Genomic DNA, 14,729 nt, shown 5'->3' with positions numbered 1-14,729 from the left:
CAAGGTTTAGGAGCAAGAACGCCTGATGCAAAGCATGCCCGGTGCCTTAACGGCCCAACGATACGACCGGCACTTTGCGAACCCTTCAGTGGGATGGGCAAACTTCCCTCCGGATAAAGCGGACGGCCGTGTGGCGGTCCGCTTGATCAAGCGATTAGGGGTAGCGGCGCGAGGTGCGCCGGCTACCGACTTGATTTGGCGCGCGAGGCCGGGTGGTCACGCGCGCCATACCGTATTCATTAGCGTAAGCGCGCGGTATCTGCGTACGCCGATGAATAGCCCGCTTCGAAGCGCACGTCCTGAACAGCGTCCGCGGGAAGCGGGTTTTGACGAAGGGTGTAGTTTGAACTGACTCTCATCTGAACCTGAAGGAGAACAACATGGCTACCGCCAAGAAGAAACCGGCTGCTAAGAAAGTTGCTGCCAAGAAGACCGTCGCGAAGAAGGCCGCTGCTCCGGCGAAGAAGGCCGCTGCAGTGAAGAAGGTTGCTGCGAAGAAGGTCGCGGTGAAGAAGGTTGCCGCGAAGAAGGCAGCACCGGCGAAGAAGGCCGCTGCGAAGAAGGTCGCGGCAAAGAAGGTCGCAACGAAGAAGGTTGCAGCCAAGAAGGTCGCAGCAAAGAAAGTCGCAGTGAAGAAGGTTGCTGCCAAGAAGGCAGCGCCGGCCAAGAAGGCCGCTGCGAAGAAGGTTGCAGCCAAGAAAGTCGCAGTGAAGAAGGTTGCTGCGAAGAAGGCCGCACCGGCCAAGAAGGCTGCTGCCAAGAAGGCTGCACCGGCGAAGAAGGCCGCTGCTAAGAAGGCTGCGCCGGCGAAGAAGGCCGCTGCCAAGAAGGCTGCGCCCGCCAAGAAGGCTGCCCCTGCGAAGAAGGCCGCCGCTCCGGCGAAGAAGGCTGCTGCTCCGAAGAAGGCCGTCGTGAAGAAGGCTGCGCCGGCAACGACCGCGTCGACCGCATCGGTTGCGCCGGCATCGGGCGTGAAGACCGCGCTCAACCCGGCAGCGGCATGGCCGTTCCCGACCGGCAGCCGTCCGTAATCGCGGCTGACCAGTACCACCCGGGCACTCACGTGGTGTCCGTGGGTTGAGTAGCGCTACTCAATCAGTCCCGCCATCTGGCTCAGGTGGCGGGATTTTTTTCGTCCGTATTCGCCCAAGTGCGGGCCGTGGCGGGTACGGACGAAAAAAAACGCATGTGCAGCTTCGCACATGCGTTCGACCGCGGCTTGCGCCGCGTGCTGAGGTACCTGGTTAGTGCGTGACGCGCGTGACGCCGCCGCTCGACAGCAGTCGCACACGCTCGCCGGCGCGGAACGCTTCGCCGCTTGCTGCCTGCGTGATCGAGCGCAGGTCGCCGTTGTCGAGGCGCACGGTGATTTCGACACCGTTCGCCGTGCTGAGGTTTTCGCCGACCGCGTTGCCCGCGACCGCACCGACGAGACCGCCGGCGATCGCCGTCAGGATCGATCCCTTGCCGCCGCCGATCGCGCTGCCTGCGACCGCGCCGAGTGCGCCGCCGCCGAGCGTGCCGATCGCGCTGCCGCCGCCGTCGGACTGGATGCGTACCGCACGAACGCTTTCGACCGTGCCCATGCGGACCGTCTGTTCGCGCTGCGCCTGGCCGACGCTATAGACATCCGCCGAACCGGGGGCCGTGAAGCAGCCGGCGAGGGGCAGCGTGACCGTCAGCATGGCCGCGAGCGTGAGGTTTTTTTTCGTCAACATCTTTGCTCTCCCACAATATTCAATTGAGACTGTAACCGAATGCAGCCTCGAAGCGCGCGTCGATTTCGGCGCGCGTCAGTACGTAAGTCTGGGGCCCCTGGTGGGCGATCTTGATCGAGCCCATCAGGCTTGCGAGGCGGCCCGTGGTTGCCCAGTCGAGGTCATTCTCGATGCCGTACAGCAGGCCGCCCCGGAAGGCATCGCCGCAGCCGGTCGGATCGACGACACGCTCGGCACCCACGACGGGAATCTGTTCTTCGCCGTTTTTGTGAAGAATGGTGGAGCCGTGCTCGCCGCGCGTGATGATCAACGCCTGAACCCGGCTGGCGATTTCCTGTTCGGACCAGCCCGTCTTGTCGCTGACGAGCTTGCCTTCGTAGTCGTTGACCGCCACGAACGTCGCGAGTTCAATGATGCGGCGCAGCGTCGCACCGTCGAACAGCGGCAGACCCTGGCCCGGATCGAAGACGAACGGGACGCCGGCCTTCGCGAATTGCTCGGCGTGCTGGACCATCCCGTCGAAGCCGTCCGGCGCGACGATGCCGAGCTTCACGCCCGCCACTTCGTCCGCGCGATTCAGGTGCGACTGCATCATCGCGCCAGGGTGGAATGCGGTGATCTGGTTGTTTTCGAGATCGGTCGTGATCATGGCCTGCGCGGTGTGCGTTTCGGGCACCACGCGCACGCTGGCCTTCGACAGGCCGAGGCTGTCGAGGCGTTCGAGATAGCGGTCCGCGTCGTTCGCGCCGATCGTCGCCATGATGCGCGCGTCGCCGCCGAGCATGTGCAGCGCGTAAGCGATGTTCCCTGCGCAACCGCCGAATTCGCGTCGCATCGTCGGCACGAGGAAGCTCACGTTGAGAAGGTGAACCTGGTCGGGCAGGATGTGCTCGCGGAACCGACCTTCGAAGGTCATGATGTTGTCGTAGGCGAGCGAGCCGCAAATCAGCGTAGTCAAGGCGTGCGTTCCTGTAGAGAGCAAAGGGAAGCGGCCGCCCGGCCGGCGCGTGAACGGCCCCGTCGGGCCTCGCGCGGCAGGGCCGGGCGGCAGCGGGTTACTTCAGTGCGGCGAGCGCGGCGTCGTAGTTCGGCTCGTCCTTGATCTCGCCGACGAGTTCCGCGTGGATCACCTTGTCCTGCGCGTCGAGCACGACGACGGCACGTGCGGTCAGGCCGTTCAGCGGGCCGCTCGTCACGTCGACGCCGTACGCATTCGCGAATGCGCGGCCGGTGCGGAACGTCGAAGCCGTCACGACGTTCGCGAGGCCTTCGGTCGTGCAGAAGCGCGTGGCGGCGAACGGCAGGTCGGCGGACACGACGACCACGACCGTGTTGTCGAGCGACGACGCGGCTTCGTTGAACTTGCGGGTCGACGTCGCGCAGGTCGGCGTATCGAGGCTCGGCACGATGTTCAGCACCTTGCGCTTGCCGGCGAAGCTGGCGAGCGACAGGTCGGCGAGGTCCTTGCCGACCAGCTTGAAATCGGCGGCTTGGGCGCCGACGGCCGGGAACGTGCCGGCGAGATCGATCGGGTTGCCACCCAGCGTAACTTTGCTCATGTTCGTGCTCCGAAATAGCGCGCCGCTCGGGCGCGCGGGTTGAGACGGGCGCGCAGGCGCGCGCCGCGGCGCGTCACGGATAGAAGATCTGGACGCGGAAATTCGAGGCAGGCGTGCCGTTCGTTTCGACGCGGACGATCATCGTCTGCGTCTTGCCGGGCGGCAGCCCGGCGTCGATCGGCGTACCCGGGCGCACATAGTCGCGCGGCGCGAGCACGCGGCGAACGGTCACGTGATTGGTGTCGTCGAGCAGCGTCAGTTCGAGCGACGGGTACGCGAGCGCGACGCGGTAGCGGTTCGTCAGCGGTACCTTCAGCTCGAGCACGCGCGGGCCGTCGAGCTGGCGCAGGTCGGTCGCGTCGAGCCGCAGGCCGTCGATCGCGCGCGGCGGCGCGACCGTGCAGCCGAGCGGCGCGCAGGCCTGCCGGAACCAGCCCTGCGTGACGGGCCAGTAGATCATCAGCGTCTCGCGCTGCCACCATGCGAGTTGCGCGACGAGCAGGAAGGCCAGTACCGCGGCGACCAGGCCGCCGAAAAAGCCGCCGAGCAACCCGCGCCGCTGCGGCGCGCGCGTCTCGCGCGTGACGGCGAAGTGCGGGCGATCGTCGTCGGTCAGCGCGGCCGGGAACGGCGCGGCGGGCGTGTCGGCGGGCGCGACAGGAGTGTTGTCGTGCCGGGTGACGGCGTCAGGTTCGGATCCGGTTTCGGGTGCGATTTCGGGCGCGGTTACGGCCGGCGCCGGAGCGAATGCAAAACGCGGTTCGCGCGGGGCGCGCTCGTCGTCCGGTACGGCGAAGTGCGCGTTGCCCGCGGGTTCGGTGTCGTCGGCAGCGGTTCCTGCTTCGGACGGGAGGTGGGCGACGAAGCGGGGCTCACGCGGGTCGCGCTCGACGGGGGCGGGCGATGCTTCGGTTTCCTGCTCCGTCTGCTTCGAATGCGGTTCGACCGGTTGCGCGGCGGCAGCGGATGCGTCCAGCTCGGCGGGGGACGGGAACGGCGCGGGCGTACCCGACAGGTGAACGATCCCGGCTTCGGTGGCCGGGAGCGCGAGCGGCACCAGCGGCGCGGTGCGCACGGTCTGCACGTTGTGCTGCAGCGACGGATCGACGCCGCCGTCGAGCCACGGCGCCCACATGTCCCAGCCTTCCGGCTTGTAATCGGTGTCGGACGGCGACCCGGCCGGCGCGTCGGCGGCGAACAGCCGTGCAGGAGGAGCCTGATGGCGCGCGTCGCCGTCGTCCGCGTCCGGCGCGGCAGCCGTTTCCGTCAATGCCGGTTCGGGCTGCCGCGCGTACTCGGGAACGAGCGATTCCGACGCGTTGAAGACTTCGTGGCAATGCCCGCAGCGCACGAGCCCTTCATGCAGCGAGAGCTGTTCCTGCTGCAGGCGGAAGACGGTTTCGCAATGAGGGCAGCGCGTCGCAAGAAGCATGTCGAGCCGGGCGGCCTGCTGGCCAGAGTGAAGGACAGCGCTATTCTAATGGCTTTCCCGCCGGGTTCCGGCGAGGCATACCCAACCTTCGTGTTCGCGCCAGACCGAGATGTCGATGTAGCGCGCGTAGACGGCCGCGACTTCGTCTGCCTGGCGCGCGAGCACACCCGACAGCGCGATGCGCCCGCCCGGTTTGACCTTCGACGCGAGCATCGACGCCATCAGCTTCAGCGGGTTCGACAGGATGTTCGCGACGACGATGTCGAATTCGCCGTCCGGGCACGCATCGGGCAGCCCGTACGTGACTTCCGCGCGGTTGCGCTCGCTGTTCTGCCGTGCCGATTCGACCGCCTGCGGATCGATGTCGATGCCGATGACGGGGTTCGCCCCGCATTTCTTCGCGAGGATCGCGAGAATGCCGGAGCCGCAGCCGTAGTCGAGCACCGACTGGCCGGGCTTCACCGACTGTTCGAGCCATTCCATGCAAAGGCGCGTGGTCGGGTGGCTGCCGGTGCCGAACGCGAGGCCGGGATCGAGTTCGAGTACGAGCGCGTCGGGATCGGGCGCGTCGTGCCACGACGGCACGACCCAGATCCGCTCGCCGATCGGGATCGGTTCGAACTGCGATTGCGTGAGCCGCACCCAGTCCTGTTCCTCGACTTCGCGGACGTCGAATTTCGGTGCCTCGGCGAGGCCGATCTCGTTCGCGGCCGCGGCGAGCAGCACGGCTGGCTCGTGGTCGGGCGACAGCAGCGCGACCACGCGCGAGTGCTGCCACGCGGTGCGATCGGGCACGAGGCCGGGCTCGCCAAAGAGCGGCTGCTCGTCGGGCGTGTCGGCGTCGGCGTCCTCGACGGACACCGACAGCGCGCCGAGGTCGAGCAGCGCGTCGGACAATGCCTCCGCGTGCTCACGGGCCAGTTCGACGACGAGTTCGCGATAGCTCATGCTTACGCTTCTTCCGGTGCGACCTGCAGCTTCTGCGCGAGCCGGTTTTCGAGGTAGTGGATGCTGGTGCCGCCTTCGACGAACTTCGAGTCGATCATCAGCTCGCGGTGCAACGGGATGTTGGTCTGGATGCCTTCGACGACCATTTCCGACAGCGCGATGCGCATCCGGCTGATCGCCTGCTCGCGGGTCGCGCCGTAGGTGATCAGCTTGCCGATCATCGAATCATAGTTCGGCGGCACGAAATAGCCATTGTAGGCGTGCGAATCGACGCGCACGCCGGGGCCGCCCGGCGTATGCCACGACGTGATCCGGCCCGGCGACGGCGTGAACTTGAACGGATCTTCTGCGTTGATCCGGCATTCGATCGCATGTCCGCGGAACTGGATGTCGCGCTGGCGCAGCGCGAGCTTCTCGCCGGCCGCGATGCGGATCTGCTCCTGCACGATGTCGACGCCCGTGATCAGTTCCGACACCGGGTGCTCGACCTGCACGCGCGTGTTCATCTCGATGAAGTAGAACTCGCCGTTTTCGTACAGGAATTCGAACGTGCCCGCGCCGAGGTAGCCCATCTTCTTGCACGCGTCCGCGCAGCGGTCGCCGATGCGGTCGATCAGGCGGCGCGGAATGCCGGGCGCCGGTGCTTCCTCGATCACCTTCTGGTGGCGGCGCTGCATCGAGCAGTCGCGCTCGCCGAGCCAGATCGCGTTCTTGAACGCATCGGACAGCACCTGGATCTCGATGTGGCGCGGGTTCTCGAGGAACTTCTCCATGTACACCTGCGGGTTGCCGAACGCACGGCCGGCTTCCTCGCGGGTCATGTTGACCGCGTTGACGAGCGCGGCCTCGGTGTGCACGACGCGCATCCCGCGCCCGCCACCGCCGCCTGCCGCCTTGATGATGACCGGATAACCGATCGCGCGCGCAATCTTGACGATCTCCTTCGGATCGTCCGGCAACGCGCCTTCCGAGCCCGGCACGCACGGCACGCCGGTCTTGATCATCGTCTGCTTGGCGGTGACCTTGTCGCCCATCATCCGGATCGTTTCCGGGCGCGGGCCGATGAACGTGAAGCCCGATTGCTCGACGCGTTCCGCGAAATCGGCGTTCTCCGACAGGAAGCCGTAGCCGGGGTGGATCGCCTCGGCATCGGTGACTTCCGCGGCGCTGATCAGCGCCGGCATGTTCAGGTAGCTCAGGTTCGACGGGGCCGGGCCGATACAGACGGCTTCGTCCGCGAGGCGCACGTACTTGGCTTCCTTGTCGGCTTCCGAGTAGACGACCACCGTCTTGACGCCGAGCTCGCGGCACGCGCGCTGGATGCGCAGCGCGATTTCACCGCGATTGGCAATGAGGATTTTTTCAAACATAGCGAGTATTCGTCTCTTCGAGGGGCGCGCGAACGGCGCCTGGCGAGCATCGGCGGCGCGCGGCCGGAAGGCCGCGCGGCGGGCTTAGCCGATCACGAAAAGCGGCTGGCCGTATTCGACGGCCTGGCCGTTCTCGACGAGGATTTCCTTGATCACGCCGGCCTTGTCCGACTCGATCTCGTTGAGCAGCTTCATCGCTTCGATGATGCAGATCGTCTGGCCTTCCTTGACCGTGTCGCCGACCTGGACGAACGGGTCCGCACCCGGCGACGGCGCGCGATAGAACGTGCCGACCATCGGCGACGTCACGACGTGGCCTTGCGGGACGGCCGGCGCGGCTGCGGCGCCGGCTGCCGGAGCGGCACCTTCGGTCGGCAGCGCGACCGACGGAGCGGGCGCGCTGATTTGCGGGGCATACCCAGCCGTCGGCTGTACGTAGACCGGCGGTGCATTCTTGACGATGCGCACCTTGCCTTCGCCTTCCGTCACTTCCAGCTCGGAGATGCCGGATTCGGAGACGAGGTCGATCAGAGTTTTCAGCTTACGAAGATCCATCGGGAATTCCCCTTTCAATACGTGAAAGCGCCGGTTAGGGGCCGGCGCTGAATCTAGATCGCGAATTCAGCCGCGCGACGTGCCTTGCAGCTTGTCCAGCGCGTACTCGAGCGCGTACAGATAACCTTTCCAGCCGAGCCCGCAGATCACGCCTTCGGCCTGGTCGGAAAAGTAGGAGTGGTGCCTGAACGCTTCGCGGCGATGCACGTTCGACAAGTGAACCTCGACGAACGGGATGCCAACGCCGGCGATCGCGTCCCGGATCGCGACGCTCGTGTGCGTATACGCGGCCGGATTGATCAGGATGAAATCGGTCTGTTCCTCCCGCGCGGCCTGGATGCGGTCGACCAGCGCGCCTTCATGGTTGCTCTGGAACGACGACAGTTCGGCGCCGGCTTCCCGGGCACGCGCGGCAAGCGCCTGATCGATCTGTGCCAGCGTGACGCGGCCGTACACCTCCGGTTCCCGGGTGCCGAGAAGGTTCAGGTTGGGGCCGTGCAGCACCAGCAATCGTGTCATGGTCGCTTCTATTTCTGCGGAATTGCGCGAACTTTAGCGCTATTTAGAGAAATTTGTCTAGTTTTGCCGAACGGCCGAATTCGCCGGACCTGCAAGAATTACCGGTGCGGATGCAAAGTATCGGCGAATTCACGCGAAATTGCGGCGATCAACGGACAAATTGCCGTGAACGTGCGGGTCGGCGTTCGGGCAGGTTACAGCGCGTCGAGCGTCTTTTTCAGCTCGGACGGCTGGATTTGTCCTAATTTTGTCTCGCGAATCTTGCCGGTTTCGTCGATGACGACCGTAAACGGCAACGCACCGGCGGTATTTCCGAAATTACGGGCCAGATCGGCGCCCGCATAACCGCTGACGAAAACCGGATAGTCGACCTTCACTTTCTGCAGAAAGTTCTTCACGTTCTGCTCGGAATCGACGCCGATCCCGATGAAACGGATGCCTTTCTGTTTGTACTGATGCGACAGTGCGACGAGCTCGGGCATCTCTTCGACGCATGGGCCGCACCATGACGCCCAGAAATTGACGACGACCTTCTGGCCCTTGAAGGCGGACAACTTGGCCGGCTTGCCGTCGACACCCGTCAGCGCCGCTGCCCACAACTGGTCGACCGGGCTGCCCGCTGCGGCGGGCGAGGCGACGGCGGCGCCGTCGTCGGCATTGCCGCGGAACCAATGGCCGGCGGTAATCCCGCCGGCGACGGCGGCGGCGGCGACCACCGCGAGCGCCAACATGCGTTTCATCATCATCGTTGAATCATTCAGGTTCGGAAGGGGCTTTGCCTGCTTCGACGAGCGTGCGCAGTGCGGCGGCGTCCGCGCGGGCGACCCGGCCGCGCGAGTCGGCCTTGACCGCGCCGCGCAGGTCGTCGCTCGCATAGAGCGCGAGATGGATGCCGATCGCGTCCACGTCGCGCCGCGGGCGCCACAGGAAGCTCAGCGTCTCGACGTCGCCGCGGCCCGCGAAGTGCCGTGTTTCGGACACGTCGTACTGGATATTCTGGTTCAGCAGGTAGATCGCGACGTCCTTCGGGTTGTCGGTGAATGCCTGCAGATGGATATCCGAATGCGCGTTTGCGGTGCCGTTCAGCACGGCGCCCGTCACATATGGACGGAACTCGGCGAGCCGGCGCATCCAGTCGAGCGCGATCTCGCGCAGCAGGCGCAGTTCGTCCGGCTGCGTGTCGCTCTGGAACAGTGCGAGGTACTCGCGCAGTTCTTCCTCGATCTGATCGTTATCCGGCAGCCATTCGCCGGCAACGCGCGAATCGCCGAGCAACTGGCGCGCGGCCTTGCGTTTCGCGCCGGCATAGTCCAGCCCGTCCTCCGCGATCAGGCGGGCGGCGGACTGGGCGATTTCCTCGCGGACGCGCCGCGGGTCGACAAGAGGTTTGCGAGACATGATCCGGCAATCATACTAGATCGCCGCAGCGCCCGAACACGGGTGCGGCGGCCTGCCGCCCGGCGTGCCGGCGGCGTTCGCGCGCATCGTTCGGGCCGCCGGGCACGGCAGGCCGTCAGTTACAATACTGCTCTTTGTGTCGCGGCGACGAGCGCCGGTCGCACGGCCTGTCCGGCGCGCCGCAGACGCATCTTTTCCGAATCGACGGCGCCCGGCGGCGCGAAAGCATTCATCTATGCACATCCACATTCTTGGCATCTGCGGCACCTTCATGGGCGGTCTCGCCGTACTCGCGCGCGAGGCGGGCCACACGGTGACGGGTTGCGACGCGGGCGTCTATCCGCCGATGAGCACGCAGCTCGAGGCGCAGGGCATCACGCTGATCGAGGGCTACGGCGCCGAACAGATCGACCTGAAACCGGACCTGTTCGTGATCGGCAACGTCGTCACGCGCGGCAATCCGCTGATGGAGGCGATCCTCGATCGCGGCCTGCCGTACGTGTCGGGCCCGCAGTGGCTCGGCGAACACGTGCTGGCCGGCAAATGGGTGCTCGCGGTCGCGGGCACGCACGGCAAGACGACCACGTCGTCGATGCTCGCGTGGCTGCTGGAAGACGCGGGCCTGAATCCGGGTTTCCTGATCGGCGGCGTGCCGCTGAACTTCGGCGTGTCGGCGCGGCTCACCGATTCGAGCTTCTTCGTGATCGAGGCCGACGAATACGATACGGCGTTCTTCGACAAGCGCTCGAAGTTCGTCCACTACCGGCCGCGCACCGCGGTGCTGAACAACCTTGAATTCGATCACGCCGACATCTTCCCGGATCTCGCCGCGATCGAAACGCAATTCCATCACCTCGTGCGCACCGTGCCCGGGGTCGGCCGGATCGTCACGAACGGCCGCTCGGACGCGCTCGAGCGCGTGCTGGCGCGCGGCTGCTGGAGCGAGGTCGAGCGGTTCGGCGTCGACGGCGGCTGGCAGGCGCTGCCGGCCGAAGACGGCGTGCCGGTCGACGAGCGCTTTGCCGTGTATTCGCACGCGGAGCGCGTCGGCGAAGTCGCGTGGCAGGTGCAGGGCGATCACAACCGGATGAACGCGCTCGCGGCGATTGCCGCCGCGCGCCACGTCGGCGTGCCGCCCGCGCAGGCCGCCGCATCGCTCGCAGCGTTCCGCAACGTGAAGCGCCGCATGGAAGTGCGCGGCAGTGTGGACGGCGTGACCGTGTACGACGACTTCGCGCACCATCCGACCGCGATCGAAACCACGATCGCCGGCCTTCGTGCGCGTATCGGTAGCCGGAATGCCCGCATCCTCGCGGTGCTCGAGCCGCGCTCAAACACGATGAAGCTCGGCGTGATGAAGTCGCAATTGCCGGCGAGCCTGGCCGATGCCGATGTGGTGTTCGGCTACGGCGCGCCGACCGGGCGCGACGCACTCGGCTGGAATCTCGGCGAGGCGCTCGCGCCGCTCGGCGACAAAGCGCGCGCGTTCGACGATCTGCACCTGCTGGTGAAGGCCGTCACCGAGGCCGCGCGCCCGGGCGACCACGTGCTCGTGATGAGCAACGGCGGCTTCGGCGGCGTGCACCAGAAGCTGCTCGATGCGCTCGGGAGCCGCACGTGATCCTGTATCTGCACGGCTTCCGGTCGTCGCCGGAATCGCAGAAGTCGCGGCTGCTCGCCGCACGCATGGCCGAACTCGGCCGCACCGACGAGTGGCGGTGCCCGTCGCTGTCCGTGTCGCCGCTCGACGCGATCGCCGTCGCGGAAGCCGAGGTTGCCGGTGCGCGCGACGTGACCGTCATCGGCAGCTCGCTCGGCGGCTATTACGCCACGTGGCTCGCCGAAAAGCATGGCTGGAAGGCCGTGCTGCTGAATCCGGCCATCGTGCCGCAGCGCGATCTCGAGCAGCATCTGGGCGAACAGCCGCTGTGGCACGGCGGCGGCACGATCGTCGTCGAGCGCCATCACCTGCACGAGCTCGATGCGCTGCGCGTGCCGGCGATCACGCGTGCCGAACGCTACTATCTGTTCGCGGCGACCGGCGACGAAGTGCTCGACTACCGCGAGATGCTGGCCCATTACCCCGGCGCGAAAACGCACGTGATCGAAGGCAGCGATCACGGCATCAGCGAATTTGCCGACTATGTCGACGACGTTCTCGCGTTTTGCGACGGAAAAGCGCGATAAACCGGCCGCGTGCCGATCGAATCCCCATCATCATGCGGCGCCGCCGACGCGGCGTCCGGCAGTCTGAACGAGAGTACTGAGTGAACGTTTTCTTCGAGGAATCGGGCAGTTTCAAGGCGGGCAGCGTGCTGTCGCGCCAGGGCGACGCATTTCAGGTCGAGTTGCCCGGCGGGCGGCGTGCGAAGGTGCGCGCGAAAGACGTGCTGATCGAATTCGACAAGCCGGCTGCGGGCGAACTGATGCAGGAGGCCGACACGGCCGCGCAGCAGATCGATCTGGATTTCCTGTGGGAATGCGCGCCGGCCGACGAGTTCGCGTATACGGCGCTGGCCGAGGAGTACTTCGGCGCGGCGTACGGCCCGGTCGAGCGCGCGGCGCTGGTGCTGCGGCTGCACGGCTCGCCCGTCTACTTCCGCCGCAAGGGGCGCGGCCAGTACCAGCGCGCGCCGGAAGAGCAGCTCAAGATGGCGCTCGCGTCGCTCGAGCGCAAGCGCCAGCAGGCGCTCGTCCAGGCGCAGTATGAAGAGGAACTGAAGGCCGGCAAGCTGCCGGAAGCGTTCGCGGGCAAGGTGCTCGGGCTGCTGACGCGGCCGGACAAGAACGCGATCGAATACAAGGCGCTGGAAGCGGCGGCCGGCGCGCGCGGCGTGTCGCCGGCGCGGCTGATGCTCGACTGCGGCGGCATCGCGTCGCCGCGTGCGCTGCACGAGGCGCGTTTCCTCGCGGAATTCTTCCCGCACGGCACGGGCTTTCCGCCTGTCGCGGTCGGCGCGCTGCCGGACGACCTGCCGCGCGCGAACGTCGAGGCGTTCTCGATCGACGACATCACGACGACCGAAATCGACGACGCGTTCTCGGTCGAACACTTGTCCGACGGCCGCGTGCGGATCGGCGTGCACATCGCGGCGCCGGCGCTCGGCATCGTGCGCGGCGACGCGGTCGACGCGATCGCGCGCACGCGCCTGTCGACCGTCTACATGCCGGGCGACAAGATCACGATGCTGCCGGACGACGTCGTCGACGTGTTCACGCTGAAGGAGGGCGATTACCGCCCCGCGCTGTCGCTGTACATCATCGTCAATCGCGAAACGCAGGACATCGTCGCGAACGAGACGCGCGCCGAACTCGTGTTCGTGAAGAGCAACCTGCGTCACAACACGCTCGACGAACTCGTCAACGAAGAGACGCTCGCGGCCGGCACCGGCGACTATCCGCACAAGGACGACATCGCCGTGCTGTGGCCGCTCGCGCAGGCGCTGTTCGAAAAGCGGCAGCTCGCGCGCGCGGGCTACGGCCTGAAGCGCGAAGTGCAGCGCAACACCGACTACAACTTCTACGTCGACGGCGAGCACGTGTCGATCACGCCGCGCCGCCGCGGTTCGCCGCTCGACCTGATCGTTTCGGAGCTCGCGATCCTCGCGAACTCGACCTGGGGCGCGTTCCTGCACGACCACACGGTGCCCGGCATCTACCGCTCGCAGCGCGGCTTCGGCGCGCCGGGCCCGAAGCGCACGCGGATGCAGACGACGGCCGCGCCGCACGAAGGCCTTGGCGTGCCGCAGTACGCATGGAGCACATCGCCGCTGCGCCGCTACGTCGACCTCGTGAACCAGTGGCAATTGCTCGCGTGCGTGCAGCATGGCGTCACCGCGAAGCTCGCCGCGCCGTTCAAGCCGAAGGACGCCGACCTGTACGCGGTCGTGCAGGGCTTCGACGACACCTACACCGCGTATGCCGACTACCAGCGCCGGATGGAATATTTCTGGTGCCTGCGCTGGCTCGCGCAGGAGCAGAAGAAGCAGGTCGTCGCGACGGTCGTGAAGGGCGATCTCGTGCGCCTCGAGGAAATTCCGCTGCTGCTGCACGTGCCGGGGCTCGGCGTGCACGCGCGCGGCACGCGCGTGCTGCTCGACGTGATGTCGCTCGACGAGCTGACGATCGAGGCATCGGTGCGGCTGCTGAACGTGCTCGACGCGCCGACCGTGACCAGCGGTGAGACGGCCGAGGAAGAGGATGACGCCGAAGGCGGCGAGGACACGCTGATCGACGCGGAAGACGCTTCGGCCGAAACCGAGGCGGAAGCGCTGGCCGAAGCGGACGGCGCGGCGGCAGGTGAGGGCGGCGAAGCCGCGAGCGGCAACGACAGCGAAGAGGGGCGCGCATCATGAACGCGGTTGCGTCGACGAGCGGCGCCGACCGCTACGTGGTGTTCGGCAACCCGGTGGCGCACAGCAAGTCGCCGTTCATCCACGCGCAGTTCGCCGCGCAGACCGGCGAGGCGATCGAGTACGCGCACCGGCTCGCGCCGGTCGACGGCTTCGAAGCGGCCGTGCGTGCGTTCGTCGCCGAAGGCGGTCGCGGTGCGAACGTGACGGTGCCGTTCAAGCTTGAAGCGCATGCGCTTGCCGACACGCTGTCGCCGCGCGCGGCGGCAGCGGGCGCGGTGAACACGCTGCGCATCGACGCCGACGGAAGCATCTACGGCGACAACACCGATGGCGTCGGCCTCGTGCGCGACATCGAAACGAATCTCGGCGTGTCGCTCGCGGGTGCACGCATCCTGCTGCTCGGCGCGGGCGGCGCCGCGCGCGGTGTCGTGCTGCCGCTGCTCGAGCGCGCGCCGCTGTCGATCACGATCGTGAACCGCACCGCAAGCAAGGCCGAGGCGCTCGTCGGCCAGTTCATGCAGGCCGCGCACGATGCGGGCTGCACGCTCGCGGGCGGCGGCCCCGACGTGGTGCGCGCGGAGCCGTACGACGTGATCGTCAATGCGACGGCCGGCAGCCTCGACGCCGCGCTGCCGGAGTGCGACGCGGCCGCATTCGGCGCGGGCACGCTGGCGTACGACATGATGTACGGCGCGCAGCCGACCGTGTTCATGCAGCATGCGGCATCGCTCGGCGCACGCACCGCCGACGGGCTCGGGATGCTCGTCGAGCAGGCGGCCGAATCGTTCTTCATCTGGCGCGGCGTGCGGCCGGACGGTGCACCGGTGCTTGCCGCGCTGCGCCAGGCGCTCGCGGCGAGCTGAACGGAGCGCGGC

At 66.9% G+C, this 14,729-nt stretch carries 16 protein-coding genes; 6 read left to right on the top strand and 10 right to left on the bottom strand.

The window, feature by feature from the left end; translation table 11 throughout:
- Positions 1-25 precede the first annotated feature (25 nt).
- Both OEJ37_RS30680 and OEJ37_RS30675 read left to right on the top strand, forming a co-directional pair.
- Entirely contained in the window at positions 26-352 is a 327-nt protein-coding gene (locus OEJ37_RS30680) for a hypothetical protein (RefSeq protein ID WP_152858959.1), read from the top strand.
- Between the two features lie 28 nt (positions 353-380).
- On the top strand, positions 381-1,031 hold the full coding sequence (locus OEJ37_RS30675; RefSeq protein ID WP_069746258.1) for a histone H1-like DNA-binding protein: 651 nt from the start codon (positions 381-383) through the stop codon (positions 1,029-1,031).
- Positions 1,032-1,244: 213 nt separating this feature from the next.
- Here the strand turns inward: OEJ37_RS30675 and OEJ37_RS30670 are convergent, their stop codons facing one another.
- The 10 genes from OEJ37_RS30670 to OEJ37_RS30625 all read right to left on the bottom strand — a co-directional run bounded on the left by OEJ37_RS30670 (position 1,245) and on the right by OEJ37_RS30625 (position 9,499).
- The gene (locus tag OEJ37_RS30670; RefSeq protein WP_174420916.1) at positions 1,245-1,718 is read right to left on the bottom strand and encodes a glycine zipper 2TM domain-containing protein; all 474 of its coding nucleotides are present in this window, start codon (positions 1,716-1,718) and stop codon (positions 1,245-1,247) included.
- Between the two features lie 19 nt (positions 1,719-1,737).
- Positions 1,738-2,676 (bottom strand): carbohydrate kinase family protein, encoded by a 939-nt coding sequence (locus OEJ37_RS30665; protein ID WP_174420917.1) that lies wholly within the window; start codon positions 2,674-2,676, stop codon positions 1,738-1,740.
- A gap of 97 nt (positions 2,677-2,773) precedes the next feature.
- Positions 2,774-3,277, bottom strand: a complete 504-nt coding sequence (gene tpx / locus OEJ37_RS30660; protein WP_034182673.1) for a thiol peroxidase — start codon at positions 3,275-3,277, stop codon at positions 2,774-2,776.
- Positions 3,278-3,350: 73 nt separating this feature from the next.
- Positions 3,351-4,709, bottom strand: a complete 1,359-nt coding sequence (locus OEJ37_RS30655; RefSeq protein WP_263348498.1) for a DUF3426 domain-containing protein — start codon at positions 4,707-4,709, stop codon at positions 3,351-3,353.
- A gap of 45 nt (positions 4,710-4,754) precedes the next feature.
- Positions 4,755-5,657: a 50S ribosomal protein L11 methyltransferase gene (gene prmA / locus OEJ37_RS30650; protein WP_152858965.1), complete on the bottom strand. Its 903-nt coding sequence runs from the start codon at positions 5,655-5,657 to the stop codon at positions 4,755-4,757.
- Positions 5,658-5,659: 2 nt separating this feature from the next.
- The gene (accC, locus tag OEJ37_RS30645; protein WP_174420919.1) at positions 5,660-7,027 is read right to left on the bottom strand and encodes an acetyl-CoA carboxylase biotin carboxylase subunit; all 1,368 of its coding nucleotides are present in this window, start codon (positions 7,025-7,027) and stop codon (positions 5,660-5,662) included.
- A gap of 84 nt (positions 7,028-7,111) precedes the next feature.
- On the bottom strand, positions 7,112-7,582 hold the full coding sequence (gene accB, locus OEJ37_RS30640) for an acetyl-CoA carboxylase biotin carboxyl carrier protein (RefSeq protein ID WP_174420921.1): 471 nt from the start codon (positions 7,580-7,582) through the stop codon (positions 7,112-7,114).
- A 66-nt stretch (positions 7,583-7,648) separates the two neighbouring features.
- Positions 7,649-8,101 (bottom strand): type II 3-dehydroquinate dehydratase, encoded by a 453-nt coding sequence (aroQ, locus tag OEJ37_RS30635; RefSeq protein ID WP_011350880.1) that lies wholly within the window; start codon positions 8,099-8,101, stop codon positions 7,649-7,651.
- Between the two features lie 194 nt (positions 8,102-8,295).
- Entirely contained in the window at positions 8,296-8,847 is a 552-nt protein-coding gene (locus OEJ37_RS30630) for a TlpA family protein disulfide reductase (RefSeq protein ID WP_263348489.1), read from the bottom strand.
- 7 nt (positions 8,848-8,854) lie between these two features.
- Positions 8,855-9,499, bottom strand: a complete 645-nt coding sequence (locus OEJ37_RS30625) for a hypothetical protein (RefSeq protein ID WP_034182679.1) — start codon at positions 9,497-9,499, stop codon at positions 8,855-8,857.
- Between the two features lie 235 nt (positions 9,500-9,734).
- Here OEJ37_RS30625 and mpl point away from each other — a divergent pair, with 235 nt between their 5' ends.
- The 4 genes from mpl to aroE all read left to right on the top strand — a co-directional run bounded on the left by mpl (position 9,735) and on the right by aroE (position 14,717).
- A complete protein-coding gene (gene mpl, locus OEJ37_RS30620; protein ID WP_174420923.1) occupies positions 9,735-11,120 on the top strand; it encodes a UDP-N-acetylmuramate:L-alanyl-gamma-D-glutamyl-meso-diaminopimelate ligase in 1,386 nt (461 codons plus the stop codon).
- Positions 11,117-11,686, top strand: a complete 570-nt coding sequence (locus OEJ37_RS30615) for a YqiA/YcfP family alpha/beta fold hydrolase (protein WP_263348485.1) — start codon at positions 11,117-11,119, stop codon at positions 11,684-11,686. The genes mpl and OEJ37_RS30615 overlap by 4 nt, the downstream gene beginning before the upstream one ends.
- 80 nt (positions 11,687-11,766) lie before the next feature.
- Entirely contained in the window at positions 11,767-13,854 is a 2,088-nt protein-coding gene (locus OEJ37_RS30610) for an RNB domain-containing ribonuclease (RefSeq protein ID WP_263348483.1), read from the top strand.
- Positions 13,851-14,717: a shikimate dehydrogenase gene (gene aroE, locus OEJ37_RS30605; protein ID WP_174420926.1), complete on the top strand. Its 867-nt coding sequence runs from the start codon at positions 13,851-13,853 to the stop codon at positions 14,715-14,717. The genes OEJ37_RS30610 and aroE overlap by 4 nt, the downstream gene beginning before the upstream one ends.
- Positions 14,718-14,729 lie beyond the last annotated feature (12 nt).

The sequence above is a fragment of the Burkholderia sp. BKH01 genome (assembly GCF_025685725.1).
Taxonomy (GTDB): Bacteria; Pseudomonadota; Gammaproteobacteria; order Burkholderiales; family Burkholderiaceae; genus Burkholderia; species Burkholderia pyrrocinia_C.
This window is presented reverse-complemented; position numbering and strand designations above follow the sequence as displayed.